This window comes from Nocardia sp. NPDC049190, from assembly GCF_040648115.1.
Taxonomy (GTDB): domain Bacteria; phylum Actinomycetota; class Actinomycetes; order Mycobacteriales; family Mycobacteriaceae; genus Nocardia.
Genome location: NZ_JBEZDE010000023.1, coordinates 73,987 through 86,934, shown reverse-complemented (window position 1 = coordinate 86,934; position 12,948 = coordinate 73,987). Strand labels below are relative to the sequence as shown.

Here is a 12,948-nt window from a genome sequence, read left to right as displayed (position 1 = left end):
GCCGACATTCAGTCCCAGCTGAGACCGCCACGTCGCCATTCGTAGGCGTAGGCCACGGAGACGTTGACGATGAACAGCGCCATCGCGGCAAGACCGAAGAGACCGAGCGCATCGAAGTGGACAGCCCACGGGTAGAGGAACACGATCTCGATATCGAAGATGATGAACAGCATGGCGGTGAGGTAGTACTTCACCGGGAAGCGTTGTCCGGTAATGTTTCCCGGCCCGCCCGCGACGGCGTGCGGGGTGGGTTCGATACCGCATTCGTAGGCTTCCAGTTTGGCCCGGTTGTAGCGCTTCGGGCCGACGAGGGCCGCCATGACGATGGAGAACACCGCGAAGGCCGCGGCGATCGCGCCGAGTACAAGAGTCGGCACCTCGATGTTCACGATTGCACTTCCCCTCCTGCGAGCTGGAGCTGAATAACAAACGCGCCCGAGGCGGGCTGACGTTGTTGTCCGACTCGGCCAGGCTCGCCCCTCGGCTTACTCGGGGGGCGAGTTCATACGGTTCTCGCTCCCATGTGAGTTAGGGCACAGCCTACAACTGCGCGGTCGATACGCAGCCGGTTTCGATGCAGCGTTTGATCGAATTCAGTACGCCTATTCATGACTGAAACGGGGGTAATCCGGGAAATTGTCACGTGACGTTTGATGTGTGTCGACCTGCGTCACGGATGTGTCGGTGTTGGCGACGTCTCGTAGGGTTTCGACGCGGTTCGGAGTCGAAATCAACGCCGCGCGGGTAGTGCCCGGCGATCGTTTGGACGGAAAACGATCGCGTCCGGACGTCTGAGTCCGGGCGGTGGAAGACTACTAATTTATTATCGCTATAAATGCGCAGCGGTGGCTGTCGAAGGTGATGCTGCTCAGGCCGCGGAGCGGTCGCGCAGTAGCCCGACAACCGCCTCGGTGAGGCGGATCGGATCGATCGGGTGCGCGACCGATGCCTCGGCGCGCGACCATTTGGCCAGCCATGCGTCGTCCGGACGGCCGGTGAGTACCAGTACCGGGGGGCAGTCCGCGATTTCGTCCTTCAGCTGCTTGGCGATGCCCAGTCCGCCTGCTGGGGCCGATTCGCCGTCGAGAATGGCCAGATCGATGCCTCCGGCATCCATCTGTTCGATCACCACGGGTGCCGTGGCTACCTCGAGGAAGTCGAGTTCGGCCAGTTCTGGGTGCGGATGTTTGCCCAAGGCGAGGATCACCTGGGTTCGAGTGTCGGCGTCGTTGCTGTATACGAGGACCCGCAGTGCGGTGGAACGAGCGGAATCGGCCACGAACGGCATGGTACGTCGGCGAGGGCCGCTCGCGTGGCAGGTTGACGCAGATCGTTTCGGTGCGTCGCGCGAGAGTTCGTCGGCCTTCCGGGTAACCCGGAAATGGGATACCGTCAGGGCGACTTATTCAACTGGTTGCATATGCGGGGTACAGGATGAATGCATTCCGAGCGGCTGTCGAGGCCGGGGACATCGCGGCGATCGAGAGGCTGCTGGCTGAGAACGTGGTCTTCACCAGCCCCGTGGCGTTCAAGCCGTATCCAGGCAAGCCGATTACCGTCGCGATCCTGCGCGGCGTCATGCGAGTGTTCGAGGACTTCCGCTATGTGCGTGAGATCGCCGGCGCGGACGGACGTGACCACGCACTGCTGTTCGAAGCGACCGTCGACGGAAAGACGGTGAACGGTTGCGATTTCCTCCATTTCGACGACGACGGAATGATCGACGACCTGATGGTGATGGTGCGCCCGCTCTCAGCCGCGCAAGCGCTGTCGGCCGCCATGGGCGCCCAGTTCGAACGAATTCAACGGGAAGCACTGACGGCTCCCCAGGGCTAGCGCGATCGGCGTCGGTCGCGAGGGCTGGGTGGTCTGGCCGCCGTTCAATCGGGGAGCAGAGGAACCGAGAAGCCCTCGCCGTGGTTGAGTAGGGCAGCTCGGGTGACGGCGGCGGACCCGAAGCGCTGCCGCAAGTCGTCGAGGGTCGTGTCGAGGGTGTTGCGCGCGCGGGCGCCGAAGGGCAGTGTCAACTGGACCGCGTCGGCATTGTCGAGATTGGTCAGTGCGAGTCCGATCAAGGTGAGGCCGCGCACCTGGATCAGCGGCATGGCTCCGGCCAGCAAGGTGCGAGCTGCGTGCAGGATCGTTTCGGTGTGGTCGGTGGGCTCGGCGAGTGTGCGCGAACGGGTGGCGCGGGTGAAATCGTCGAAACGTAAGCGCAGCACGATGGTTCGGCATACTCGGTCGGCGGCGCGTAGACGCCTGCCGAGTCGGTCGGTGAGGCCGTCCAGGTAGGCCTCGATCTCGTCCGGCGGCCGAGTGCCGCGACCGAGAGCGCGCTGAGCGCCGATCGAGCGGCGCCGCTTGCCGGTCTCGACCCGGCGCGGATCGCGTGCCCAAGACAGCGCGTAGAGATGGCGGGCCGCGGCGGGGCCGAGTATCGCGCGCAGGGGTCCCTCGCCCAGCTCGGCCAATTGGCCGACCCGGGTGATGCCGTGTTCGCGCAACGTGCGCGCGGTGACATCGCCGACGCCCCAAAGCCTTTCGACCGGTAGCGGGTGCAGGAAATCGAGTTCGCCGTCCGGGGGCGCCAGGCGAAGACCGTCGGGCTTGGCGACTGCGCTGGCCACTTTCGCAAGGAATTTGGTGCGGGCGATCCCGACCGAGATGGGCAGGCCGACTCGATGGCGCACCTCGGCGCGGAGCCGTTGCGCGATCGCCGCCGGCTCGCCCGCGATCCGGCGTAGCCCGCCCACGTCCAGGAACGCCTCGTCGATGGAGATGCCCTCCACGATCGGCGTGGTGTCGTGGAAGATCTCGAAAACTGCCTTGCTCGCCTCGGCGTAGGCCGACATACGTGGGCGGACCACGATCGCCTGCGGACACAACCGGCGCGCCTGTCCGCTGCTCATCGGCGTGCGTACCCCGAACGCCTTCGCCTCGTAGCTGGCGGCGAGCACGACGCCGCCGCCGACGATCACCGGTTTGCCACGCAGGCGCGGATCATCGCGTTGCTCGACCGCGGCATAGAACGAGTCGAGGTCGGCGTGCAGGATCGATGCCTCCGCCCGCGCGACGATCCGAGTTCGGCGGGATCGGGAGACGGAGACATCGGACACGAACATATGTTCGCATATCGACCCGACGAATGTAGCTCGTGTTTCATAGTCAGGCGGCGGCGTTTGCCCAGGCCAGGCGGATAGTGTGGATTTGTTCGGGGGTGGGGTCGCCGGGTAGGTCGGCACAATATTGGGCGGCGATCAGCGTGCGCCGGAGCTTGGTGAGCATGTCGGGGTAGCTGGGATGGGTTTTGGTGGTGTACCAGCGGGCCCGGGTGCGGTGCTCGGCGACGACCGCTGGTGAGTGCCCGGCCAGGTGGTACCAGAGGATCACCAGGGTTTGGGTGAGCATCCCGAACGGGACGGTGCGCTCCACCGCCAGCCGGGTGCGGTTGCGGGCCTCGCCGGCGCCGGTGACGTGTTTGGCGTCGAAGAATGCGACCTCGATCGACCAGCGGGCGGAATACCGGGCGATGAGTTCGGCTGCCGCAGTGGTGGTGTCGGTGGTCAGTAGCGCCAGTCCGGGGCGGCGCGGCTCGCGCACAACCAGCACTCGGACGGGCCGGGAGCGGAACGCGCCGTACCACAGGCAGCGTCGTTCGTGCACGGTCACGGCGGCAGTGCGGCCGTAGCGAGTCACCATGATCTGCACCCCCGCGGTGGTCGCGGCCAGCTCGGACGGTGTGCCGATCCTGGCGCCCCGGGTACGGGGCCGACCTCGCCGACCCCGCATATTCGGCGGGTTGTCCAGGTCGGGATGCACCTCGTACAGGGCGGCGTTGCGGGGTAGTGGCCCGGTCAATGTCACGTTCACGGGCAGGTGCCGCAGGGTGCTGCACACATACGCGCCGTCGGCGACGACATGGACGGCACGGTCGGGGCGCGCGGCGGCGATCCGGCCGATCAGCTCGCGGGCGAGAATCGTTTTGGTTCGCCCGCCGGGACGCCATAACCGAAACAGCACCGGCAGCGCAATCGGGCGGCCTGCGAACGGCAGATCGACCACCACCGCGGCAACCACGAAGGTGGTGCCGCGCGAAAGTTTGGCCTGTCCCTTGGCGACCTGGCGGGAGCCGTCGTAGGCCCACACCGCGCCGTGCACCTTCTTGCCGCTGCGCCGGAACAACGTGTCATCGATAGCGATGAGCAGCGGCGCACCGGTCGGGGTGAGCCAGCCGATGACCAGCCCCAGCATGGTCAGTCCGACCTGGTCGAGGCTCCAGGCTGCGGTGGCGAAGAACCGGTGCGCGCGACCGTGATGGCCACCCATCCGGGCGGCGGTGAGCATGCCGCACACCGTCCGCCGGGTCGGGGCGGCGATCATCCCGATCGTCAGCGTGACGAAGGTGGTGAACGTCGGAGTGGTGAAACACGGCCGGAACGCACCCAACAAGGACTGCAACGACTTCGGCACCGCAGGGATCGACACAAACCGTCAATCATCACCGCACACACTCGTCGCTGATTCCCCGACACGCCGACACGGTCACCAGCTTGTCTCACACGCGCTAGCCGTCTTTCGACTGCCCGACCAACTCTGACTATCGCTAACTATAGTGATCGCTCATGCCGATGGGCGTGTGGTTACCGTGGCAGTCGTGGGCGCGGGGAGCACTGTACGGAAGGAGTCGGGTACCTCAGTGGTGCCGGCTGGCACGGTGCTGTAGATCAGTCCTTCCTTTGCCGGAAACTAAGTAGGGATCTGCGGACACTGATGAACGCATAGCCGGCCGCCCACACTGAAATCACAATGAGAACAATGAACATCGGTAGCCAGCTGCTCTTGTGGTGATCGACGCTCCACCAGACCCCGGTAAACAGAATCGCGCAGATAAGCAGCAGGATGTCGCGCAAGCCGCCGCGATAGGAGGCGGCCGCTCTGCGCAGCGGCCGGTATCGGTTGACGGTCGCGACCAGGTCGTCGATGCGACTATCGATGCTCCGTTGGAGTTCGGCTCGCCGCTCCACCTCCTCCGGAGGTACGCAGTCCAGCAGTTCTATATCTTGCTTGATCGTCTTGCGGACATCCGGGCCCCTCAGATAACCCACCGCTGCACCGATAGCCAATCCACCGGCGAGGGGCGCGATCCCCACGGCAAGCTCAGCCAAGGCGGGCATGCTTCCTCCTTAACCACCCATCACTATCGCGGCAAGCACCAGTGTCTCGAACATCGGATAGGCGGCGAGCCGATCGCCTGGCCGTGGTAGCCGAAGTCGACGGATTCACCGTTCACAAGCATGGGGTCGATCTCGGTGTGCGGGATGCCTTTGCTTGTGATCTTTCCGCCAGAGCTACAACAATTATCTCTCCAATCGGAGGCAGATACGTCAATATTCCGTCTCGTTGTTGTGCACCGCGGAGTCCCGGCCCGGCACTGCACGAAATGGTTGTAAAGAGGCGGACATCGGTGAGAGTTGCGACTTTTGTCCTCATGTTGTGGGGAAACGTGGTGGGCGATGGATCGGTGTGGAAGAGTCGATCGTGACGGGCGGCTCCACACAGACGGAGACCCTCGTGGGTGACGAGAGGCCTTGTTCTCGTTGCCGGCTATCAGGATCTCGGACTTCGAAACCCCTTGCTGGTCTGGTTCATGAACCGGACCAGCGACGGTGAGTCACACGTCGAAAGTGACCAACTACGAAGGAGATAGCCATGGCGAGTACGCAACAGGCAACGTCGGCCAAGCTGCCACGAAAGGGCAAGAAGAGCGGGCCGGTGACCGAGTATTGCGCCTTGTGGCATATAAAGCCCGGACATGCCGAGCAGGTGATCGATGAGATTGCGGCGGGCCTGTCGAGCCGGGGGGATGTACGGGACATGTACAAGAAGATCGGCGTTCACGACGCCAGGTATGTGGTCCTCGACAACGGTACGCGGCTTCTCATCACGATCAGCTTCGACTTGGATTTCGACCCCTACTTCGACGACGCCATCGCATCCCTCGTCGGCGGCGACAAGAGCCAGATCAAGTTCGGCTGGATGAATCATCTTGTGGAAGCACCCGAAGGCGGCTACGACTCCATGTCGTGGGAGGCGTTCAAGAATTGGCTGGTCGAGACCCAGACCGAAGCCGACATCTTCGCCAATACCAACGACGCGACCGTGCAAGAGATCGACAAGGCGCTGCGTGTGCAGCAGGCGTTCCAACAGGTGCTCGACCACCCCGAGGCCGCCCAAGCGCTCCAGCACCCGGCGTTGAAGCCGCTGCTGGCCGAGGCGGCGGGCTGAATCCACACGGCGGAGCCGGTGAGCGGCTGCCGCTGGTTATGGAGGCGACGCATCTATGGCAACAGTACAAGAGCCTGTCGTGCTCGAATTGGACGATATCCAGAACGGGGCCCTGCATCCGCGGCCCTCGCCGTACGTCGGCGCCTATATTGTGCTGCGCATCGAGGACCGGCGCGCCGGGCGTGAGCTGTTACGGAGGCTGATTCCTGCGCTCGCCGACGCCACGAGCCCGATGGACCCACGCCACCAGGCGTGGGTCAGTGCCGGGCTCAGCTTCCAGGGCCTCGAGGCGCTGGGTGTTCCGCAGGACTCGCTCGACAGCTTCCCCCTGCCGTTCCGGCAGGGTATGGCCGCGCGCGCGGCAGAACTGGGGGATGTCGGTGACAGCGCCCCCGAAAACTGGGAGAAACCGTTCGGGACCTCGGATGTCCATGTCGGGCTCAGCGCGCTCTCACCCGACGCGGCGGGGCTCGAGCGTGTTCTGGCGCAGGCGCGGACGGCGTTCGAGGGCCTGTCCGGGGTCACGGCCCTATGGCACCTGGATTGTCACGTGCTGCCCACGGAGAAAGAAGCGTTCGGGTTCCGGGACGGCATCAGCCATCCCGCGATTGAAGGAAGCGGCATTCCGGGATCGAACCCCCAAGAGAAGCCCCTCAAGGCGGGCGAGTTTTTGCTGGGCTATGAGAATGAGCGGCATGAAGTGTCGCCGATGCCGCGCCCCGAGGTCCTGGGCAGGAACGGCACCTACGTGGTTTTTCGCAAGCTACACCAACGTGTTGCCGCGTTTCGCCAGTATGTGAAGGCGAACGCCTCGAGTCCGGAAGAGGAAGACTTTCTGGCGGCAAAGATGTTGGGGCGCTGGCAGAGCGGCGCACCGTTGGCGCTGTGTCCCATGCACGATGACCCTCAGTTAGGTGCTGACCCGGAACGCAACAACGATTTCCTCTACCAGGATGATGATCCGCAGGGCTTGAAAACCCCTCCCGGCTCGCACATTCGACGGATGAATCCGCGCGACTCGGACATCAGCGGCTTCGCGCGCTTTCATCGCATGATCCGGCGCGGTACCAGCTACGGCCCGATGCTTCCGCCCGGGGTCACCCAGGACGACGGCGCGGAACGAGGGCTGGCATTCGTGTTCGTCGGAGCGAACTTGGAGCGGCAATTCGAGTTCGTCCAGTCGGAGTGGATGAACAAGGGGCAGTTCTTTCATGGCCCTACCGGCGATAAGGACCCCATCGTGGGCGCGAACAGCGGAAGCGATCACTTCACCATCCCGCAACAGCCGATCCGCCGGCGGCTCCAGGGTCTGCCGGCGTTCGTCGTCACACGGGGAGGCGAATATTTCTTCGTGCCCGGCCTGCGTGCCCTGCGCTGGCTGGCCGACCTCGAGACCTGAGCAGGAGGGATGCAACGATCTCATGGCCCCTGACCGGCCGGCAATTTCCGACGGGATGGTCGGTGCCTGCGTTGGGTGAGATCGCGCTCCACCAGAGTCTTTTCGATGGTCTGAAGGAGTGGTGAGAAATGTCTGACCATAATTCCGGGCCCCGGGCCTTGGCGGATCCCGTCGTGGACATCACCGATGTCTACGCCTTCCCCAGTCCGCAGCAGCCCGGCCTTCTGGTCCTGGTGCTCAACGTGTTTCCGAACGCAGAACCGGCCGCGCTGTTCTCCGATGCGGTCGACTACCGATTCCGGCTCCGGCCGCTCACGCTCCCGCGCGAAACCGCGGCCGCGTTCACCGTCGGCGAGAAGGAGTACATCCTCAGCTTTCGTTTTACCGGTCCGGTCGAGCAGCAGGCCGGCTCGTCGCTCGCGCAGGAAGGCACCTGCACCGCCTCGACCGGCCAATCTGTGTCCTTCCGGGTGAACGACGAACAGGGTGGACAGGCTCACGGCCTGCGCGCCTTCGCCGGACGGCGGATGGATCCTTTTTTCTTCGACGGGGTCAGGGCTGCGCAAACCATCATGACCCGGCAGCTGGCGTTTGCCAGCCCCGGCGACAGCAGGCAGTACCGCCAAAACGTCCTCAGCGTCGTTGTCGAACTCGATATCGCCACGATTTTCGGGGCCGACACCGGGCCGCTGTTCGCTGTCGTCGGCGAAACGATGGTTCCCGGGCCGATCACGGTCCGTCTGGAACGCTTCGGCCGCCCCCTGATGAAAAGCGTCGTGCTCGGCGCAAAGGACTTCGATACCGTCAACCGGGATCTGGACCTTCGTGATCTGTATAACCAGGAGGACCCGTACAACCTCGGGCCGACATACCTTGGTGCGTATCGCGCGCGGATGAACGCGAACCTCGGCTTCTGGGACAGCCTCGACCACAAGACCGACTGGCCGCCGGACGCGCACGGCAACCACCCCCTGACCGAGCTGCTGCTGGCCGATTTCATGGTGGTCGATGTGTCCAAGCCGTATGCGGACGATAGCTACTTCGAGATCGAGCGGGCGCTGTTGAAGGGTGCGGACCATCAGACCTGTGGTGGCCGAAGCCTCAATGACGATGCCGCAGACACCATTGTGACGATGCTGGTCAATGCCGGCAACGGCGCCCGGATCAGCGACGGCGTCGACCAACAGGCAGTGCGAGCCTCCCACACCTTCCCATATCTCGTTCCCCCGGAACCGAACCCACCGGCCAAGACCGAGCTTTCACTCGACAAGTCCAGGTGAGGATGGCGGCGATGCCCAGACGCGGTGACCCGGCAGCAACCGGCGGGGTGACCGAGGGCGAGTCACCGACAACGGCAGGTGCTCTCGCGCTGGCGAATCTGGGAGCGCAGATCGACGGCCGGCAGCGAATCGCCCTCGCGGGAGGGCTCGATGTCGGTGGTCGAGCCGAGCTCATCGAACTCGTGGCGCTGCGGGGGCACATCCTCGGTCGCGTCGCGGACTACGAATGGGCGCACGCGCGGGCCGAACAACTCACGCACGATCACCCGGCCGACGGCGTAGCCCTCATCGCCCGCGCCCGGGCGCGAGCCACGTTCCATCGCTTCACCGATGCGCTGGGTGACCTCGATGAAGCCCGCCGACTCAGAGCAGACCCCGCCGTCGTGGATGCCGAACGCGCCGCGATCTTCGCGGCGGTCGGACGCTACGACCAGGCCCACACATTCGTGCGGGACGCTGTGAAACGTCGAGCCGACTTCGCCTCTGTCGCAGCGCTGGCCTCACTGTGCGCCGAAAGCGGGGATGTGGCCACGGCAGAGCATCTATTCGACGAGAGTCGGGATCGCTACCGTGGTGTCTCGCCGATCCCGCTGGCGCAGCTGCACTTTCAGCGCGCCAAAATGTGGCTCGCCCAAGGGGATCTCCCACGCGGGCGCAGGTGGCTCGCCGCCGCGCATCGCCGCCTTCCGGCCTACGCTCCAGCCCAGGGCCACCTCGCCGAAGTCGAAGCCGCCCTCGGCGAGCCCGACTCCGCGATCGCCCGGCTGCACCCGCTCACGATCTCCTCCGACGACCCCGACTACCCGGCACAACTCGCCCGCATACTGAGCGAAGTCGGCCGTACGCACGAGTCCCGAGAGTGGCATGCCCGGGCAGCAGCACGCTACGACGAACTGGTCACGCAGCATCCCGCGGCATTCGCCGACCACGCGGCTGAGTTCCTGCTCGACACGGGCACCGACCCGCGTCGGGCACTACTGCTCGCAAGGCAGAACCTCGAGGTCCGCCAGACACCACGAGCCCATGAACTCCTCACACGTGCCACCCGCGCGGTTGACAGCGCCCGGGCCGCGGGCAGGAGACAGGCGTAGCCGACGTCATCACCATCGGTGCCGAACCGGCCAATATGTTCGCCACGGCAGGCGACGGTGCGCGCTCATTGGGGCATCAACCCTTCTGCAGCCCGAATAGTCAGGGTTGTTGCCTCCCGGTTCCGGTGGGTGCATGGCCTGAATCGTCCTGGATCCGGTGGAGACTCGGATTCAGGCCACCTCGGTGGAGATGGTCTGTTGATGGTAGAGGTGTTCGTATTCGGCCGGCGCCAGGTATCCGATCGCCGAGTGGCGCTGGGTGTTGTACCAGTGCACCCATGATGCGGTTTGCCTTTCGAGTTCGGCCCGGCCGGTGAAGGCGGGTCGCGGCATCGCAATGTCGCCAGGGTGCTTGCGGAACACGTGCATCGAGTGATCAGCGTGCCATTTGCGGGGACTGTGGTTTCGGTGGCACCGAGCACGTTCCGGAAGACTTCGCTTACACTGCGGGCAGATCGGCAAATCGGGTAACTGGCCGAACCGACTGGGCTTTTGTTGCATGTCGGTACCGACGACGGTGTCGCCACGCACACCGTGCCTGTCAGTGATGCGGGTGCTCTGATCGGGCATTCTGACCGTCGTGGGACACACAGGCACAGGGCCGTGCCCTCATACGTGCTGATCGAATCTGCCAGGCCGCCAACCAGCCGAACGTACCGAAATGCCGCATACCGGTCGTTCGGGAAGGCGTCTGCGATCTATGATCGAATGAATGTTCGAGAGAGGTTGCGAAAGTCGAGATGTAGTCCATTGCATCGGGCTGGAGCAGTCGAATCTACGATTTAACTCCGTAGTAATCGGCCATAGCCGGTACCCTGTTGCCACGATAGGGCACAGCTAGCCATGAGGGAGTCGGCACGATGCGTGGGTTCGGGGATCTGGAGGCGGTGATCATGGACCGCATCTGGGATCGGGATACGGAGGACACGACGGTGCGCGAGATCTTCGACGAACTCTCGACTCAACGGGACATCGCCTACACCACGGTCATGTCGACCATGGACAACCTGCATCGCAAGGGCTGGCTGGCACGTGAGCGCTCCGGCAAGGCATATCGCTATTGGCCGACCCTCACCAGAGAAGAGCACAGCGCCCGGCTGATGCTCGAGGCGCTCGGTTCCGGCGGACGCTCGGACCTGGTGCTCAGCCATTTCGTCGACCGGATCAGCGCAGAGGAGTCGGCAGGGCTGCGCGCCGCGCTGCGGCGGCTGTCGGCGCGCAAGACCCCAGAAGTCCCGTGAGCCCGGCGATCGCGCTGCTGCTCTACGGCAGCGCGGTGGCGACCCTGGGTCCTCGGGTACTGCGTGGTCTCACCCACCGCGGCAGCGCGCCGCGGCTCGGCGCGATCGCGTGGGCCGTCGCGATCGGTGCCGCACTGACCGCATGGGTGGTCGCGGCGATCATGCTGACCACCGAGTTCGCTACGTACTGGGGGCATCCGAAGGAAGCCCTGCGCGTCTGTTTCGCGATCCTGTGGGTGCCGATCCACGTGCGCGGCGGTGCGGCCGGCCAGGCGATCAGCTTCGCGGTGGCGGCGTTGGTCGCCACGGCCACGTTCGCGCTGGTGGCGCGGGCTGTAGGTGTCGGTATGTCCATGGGCAGGCGCACACGTGCCCACGCGCGTGCTGTGCGTCTGGTCGGCAGGCGAGTGCCGGGCGTCGGGGCTGTCGTACTGGATTCGCCCGAGCGACAGGCCTATTGCCTGCCGGGTCGGCCCGACATCATCGTCGTCACGAGTGCCGCGCTCGCTGCGTTGACCACGGAGCAGCTCGCCGCGGTTCTCGCCCACGAACGCGCGCATCTGTCCGGCAGGCATGCGCCGATGACCGCCGCGCTGAGCGCGATCGCCACCGCACTGCCGGGCCTGCGCTTGATGACCGTCGGTGCCGCCGAGATCACCCGATTGCTGGAGATGTGCGCCGATGACAGGGCCGCCGAGGCGCACGGTTCGCTTCCGCTGCTGGGCGGACTGCTCGCGATCGTCGGCATCGCCGAGCCCGCACCGCCGGGGGCGCTCGCCGTGGCAGGCACCGCGGTGCTGGCGCGGGCCGAGCGGCTGGTCGACCCGGTTGGCGCGGTTCGACGGGCAACCACCTGCACTGCGCTGGTCGGCGTGATCGCGATAATGGTGACCGGGTTGGCGCTCGCGGCCGCGACCTTCGTCGTTGCGGCGCGTTGCTGCTGAGTAGATATCGGTACCGCTCCGGCCCGAACTTCGCGTCGGGTCGCACCCGTCCTGTGCTCGGCTTGCACTGGGTACATGTTGCGGCAGGACCGTCCCGAAGTCTGGTAATAGTCGCGGCGATCCGGTCTCGGTTCTGCTGCCACGGACTTCGCCCTTCTCCCGGCTGCGGCAGGCGACTCGGACCGGGGTTCGGTGCTGCCCGCTCGGCCGAGTGCATGCGACGGCGCTAGGCTGCGGCGATGGCGGACGGGCGCGTACAGCAGTTGATCGACACGGTCGCGTGGGTGCGGATCGAGGATGGGCGGATTCTGTGCGCCAGACCGCGGGGCAAGGACGTCTTCTACATTCCCGGCGGCAAGCGCGAGGGTGCCGAGACCGATCTGCAGACATTGTTGCGCGAGATCGAGGAGGAGCTCACGGTCGCGCTGCTGCCCGAAACCGTCGCATACGTCGGTACCTACGAGGCGGTGCACGGGCTCGGGGGTGATCCATTGGTGCGGATGAGTTGCTACACCGCCGATTACTGCGGCTCGCTTGCCGCGAGCAACGAGATCGAGGAGGTCGCGTGGTTCTCCTATGCCGACCGGGCCCTGGTCCCTCCGGTGGACCAACTACTGTTCGATGACTTGGTCGCGGCGGGACAGCTGCGGTGAGGCGCGGATCGAACGCCGTCACTGTCGGCGCCGTGCCGTGGATGCGCGCATTGCT

At 65.2% G+C, this 12,948-nt stretch carries 14 protein-coding genes and 1 pseudogene; 8 read left to right on the top strand and 7 right to left on the bottom strand.

Features of this window, described 5'->3' with window-relative positions:
* Positions 1-8: 8 nt before the first annotated feature.
* Positions 9-389 carry an NADH-quinone oxidoreductase subunit A gene (locus AB0B25_RS20630; RefSeq protein ID WP_357181774.1) on the bottom strand — a complete coding sequence of 127 codons (381 nt, stop codon included), beginning with the start codon at positions 387-389 and terminating at the stop codon, positions 9-11.
* Between the two features lie 479 nt (positions 390-868).
* Positions 869-1,288: a hypothetical protein gene (locus tag AB0B25_RS20625; RefSeq protein ID WP_357181771.1), complete on the bottom strand. Its 420-nt coding sequence runs from the start codon at positions 1,286-1,288 to the stop codon at positions 869-871.
* A gap of 146 nt (positions 1,289-1,434) precedes the next feature.
* Here AB0B25_RS20625 and AB0B25_RS20620 point away from each other — a divergent pair, with 146 nt between their 5' ends.
* Positions 1,435-1,836: a nuclear transport factor 2 family protein gene (locus AB0B25_RS20620; RefSeq protein ID WP_357181768.1), complete on the top strand. Its 402-nt coding sequence runs from the start codon at positions 1,435-1,437 to the stop codon at positions 1,834-1,836.
* 44 nt (positions 1,837-1,880) lie between these two features.
* Here the strand turns inward: AB0B25_RS20620 and dinB are convergent, their stop codons facing one another.
* From dinB to AB0B25_RS20600, 4 genes are all read right to left on the bottom strand, one after another.
* Positions 1,881-3,122, bottom strand: a complete 1,242-nt coding sequence (gene dinB / locus AB0B25_RS20615) for a DNA polymerase IV (protein ID WP_357181765.1) — start codon at positions 3,120-3,122, stop codon at positions 1,881-1,883.
* Between the two features lie 43 nt (positions 3,123-3,165).
* On the bottom strand, positions 3,166-4,485 hold the full coding sequence (locus tag AB0B25_RS20610; RefSeq protein WP_357181763.1) for a transposase: 1,320 nt from the start codon (positions 4,483-4,485) through the stop codon (positions 3,166-3,168).
* A 239-nt stretch (positions 4,486-4,724) separates the two neighbouring features.
* On the bottom strand, positions 4,725-5,174 hold the full coding sequence (locus AB0B25_RS20605) for a YtxH domain-containing protein (RefSeq protein ID WP_357181761.1): 450 nt from the start codon (positions 5,172-5,174) through the stop codon (positions 4,725-4,727).
* Between the two features lie 23 nt (positions 5,175-5,197).
* Positions 5,198-5,437, bottom strand: coding sequence for a hypothetical protein (locus AB0B25_RS20600; protein ID WP_357181758.1), 240 nt, complete (start codon positions 5,435-5,437; stop codon positions 5,198-5,200).
* A gap of 272 nt (positions 5,438-5,709) precedes the next feature.
* Between AB0B25_RS20600 and AB0B25_RS20595 the strand changes: the two genes are divergently transcribed.
* The 4 genes from AB0B25_RS20595 to AB0B25_RS20580 all read left to right on the top strand — a co-directional run bounded on the left by AB0B25_RS20595 (position 5,710) and on the right by AB0B25_RS20580 (position 10,055).
* Positions 5,710-6,285, top strand: coding sequence for a hypothetical protein (locus tag AB0B25_RS20595; RefSeq protein ID WP_357181755.1), 576 nt, complete (start codon positions 5,710-5,712; stop codon positions 6,283-6,285).
* Positions 6,286-6,340: 55 nt separating this feature from the next.
* Entirely contained in the window at positions 6,341-7,684 is a 1,344-nt protein-coding gene (locus AB0B25_RS20590; protein WP_357181752.1) for a Dyp-type peroxidase, read from the top strand.
* A 128-nt stretch (positions 7,685-7,812) separates the two neighbouring features.
* The gene (locus AB0B25_RS20585; RefSeq protein WP_357181749.1) at positions 7,813-8,964 is read left to right on the top strand and encodes a DUF4331 family protein; all 1,152 of its coding nucleotides are present in this window, start codon (positions 7,813-7,815) and stop codon (positions 8,962-8,964) included.
* Positions 8,965-8,975: 11 nt separating this feature from the next.
* On the top strand, positions 8,976-10,055 hold the full coding sequence (locus AB0B25_RS20580; protein WP_357181747.1) for a hypothetical protein: 1,080 nt from the start codon (positions 8,976-8,978) through the stop codon (positions 10,053-10,055).
* A 171-nt stretch (positions 10,056-10,226) separates the two neighbouring features.
* On the opposite strand, the pseudogene AB0B25_RS20575 reads toward AB0B25_RS20580, so the two are convergent.
* A pseudogene (locus tag AB0B25_RS20575) lies at positions 10,227-10,376 on the bottom strand (integrase core domain-containing protein); the annotation flags it as partial.
* A gap of 539 nt (positions 10,377-10,915) precedes the next feature.
* Here AB0B25_RS20575 and AB0B25_RS20570 point away from each other — a divergent pair.
* The 3 genes from AB0B25_RS20570 (at position 10,916) to AB0B25_RS20560 (ending at position 12,893) form a co-directional block, all read left to right on the top strand.
* On the top strand, positions 10,916-11,296 hold the full coding sequence (locus AB0B25_RS20570) for a BlaI/MecI/CopY family transcriptional regulator (RefSeq protein ID WP_357181744.1): 381 nt from the start codon (positions 10,916-10,918) through the stop codon (positions 11,294-11,296).
* Complete coding sequence (locus tag AB0B25_RS20565) at positions 11,293-12,240, top strand: M56 family metallopeptidase (RefSeq protein WP_357181742.1); 948 nt, start codon at positions 11,293-11,295, stop codon at positions 12,238-12,240. The genes AB0B25_RS20570 and AB0B25_RS20565 overlap by 4 nt, the downstream gene beginning before the upstream one ends.
* A gap of 239 nt (positions 12,241-12,479) precedes the next feature.
* Positions 12,480-12,893 carry an NUDIX domain-containing protein gene (locus AB0B25_RS20560; protein ID WP_357181739.1) on the top strand — a complete coding sequence of 138 codons (414 nt, stop codon included), beginning with the start codon at positions 12,480-12,482 and terminating at the stop codon, positions 12,891-12,893.
* Positions 12,894-12,948: the final 55 nt, after the last annotated feature.

Excerpts from the sequence above, each read along its gene's own strand:
- AB0B25_RS20625 (WP_357181771.1), bottom strand. The coding sequence starts at position 1,288 with ATGCCGTTCGTGGCCGATTCCGCTCGTTCCACCGCACTGCGGGTCCTC.
- AB0B25_RS20620 (WP_357181768.1), top strand. The coding sequence starts at position 1,435 with ATGAATGCATTCCGAGCGGCTGTCGAGGCCGGGGACATCGCGGCGATC.
- dinB (WP_357181765.1), bottom strand. The coding sequence starts at position 3,122 with ATGTTCGTGTCCGATGTCTCCGTCTCCCGATCCCGCCGAACTCGGATC.
- AB0B25_RS20605 (WP_357181761.1), bottom strand. The coding sequence starts at position 5,174 with ATGCCCGCCTTGGCTGAGCTTGCCGTGGGGATCGCGCCCCTCGCCGGT.
- AB0B25_RS20595 (WP_357181755.1), top strand. The coding sequence starts at position 5,710 with ATGGCGAGTACGCAACAGGCAACGTCGGCCAAGCTGCCACGAAAGGGC.
- AB0B25_RS20590 (WP_357181752.1), top strand. The coding sequence starts at position 6,341 with ATGGCAACAGTACAAGAGCCTGTCGTGCTCGAATTGGACGATATCCAG.
- AB0B25_RS20585 (WP_357181749.1), top strand. The coding sequence starts at position 7,813 with ATGTCTGACCATAATTCCGGGCCCCGGGCCTTGGCGGATCCCGTCGTG.
- AB0B25_RS20580 (WP_357181747.1), top strand. The coding sequence starts at position 8,976 with ATGCCCAGACGCGGTGACCCGGCAGCAACCGGCGGGGTGACCGAGGGC.
- AB0B25_RS20570 (WP_357181744.1), top strand. The coding sequence starts at position 10,916 with ATGCGTGGGTTCGGGGATCTGGAGGCGGTGATCATGGACCGCATCTGG.
- AB0B25_RS20560 (WP_357181739.1), top strand. The coding sequence starts at position 12,480 with ATGGCGGACGGGCGCGTACAGCAGTTGATCGACACGGTCGCGTGGGTG.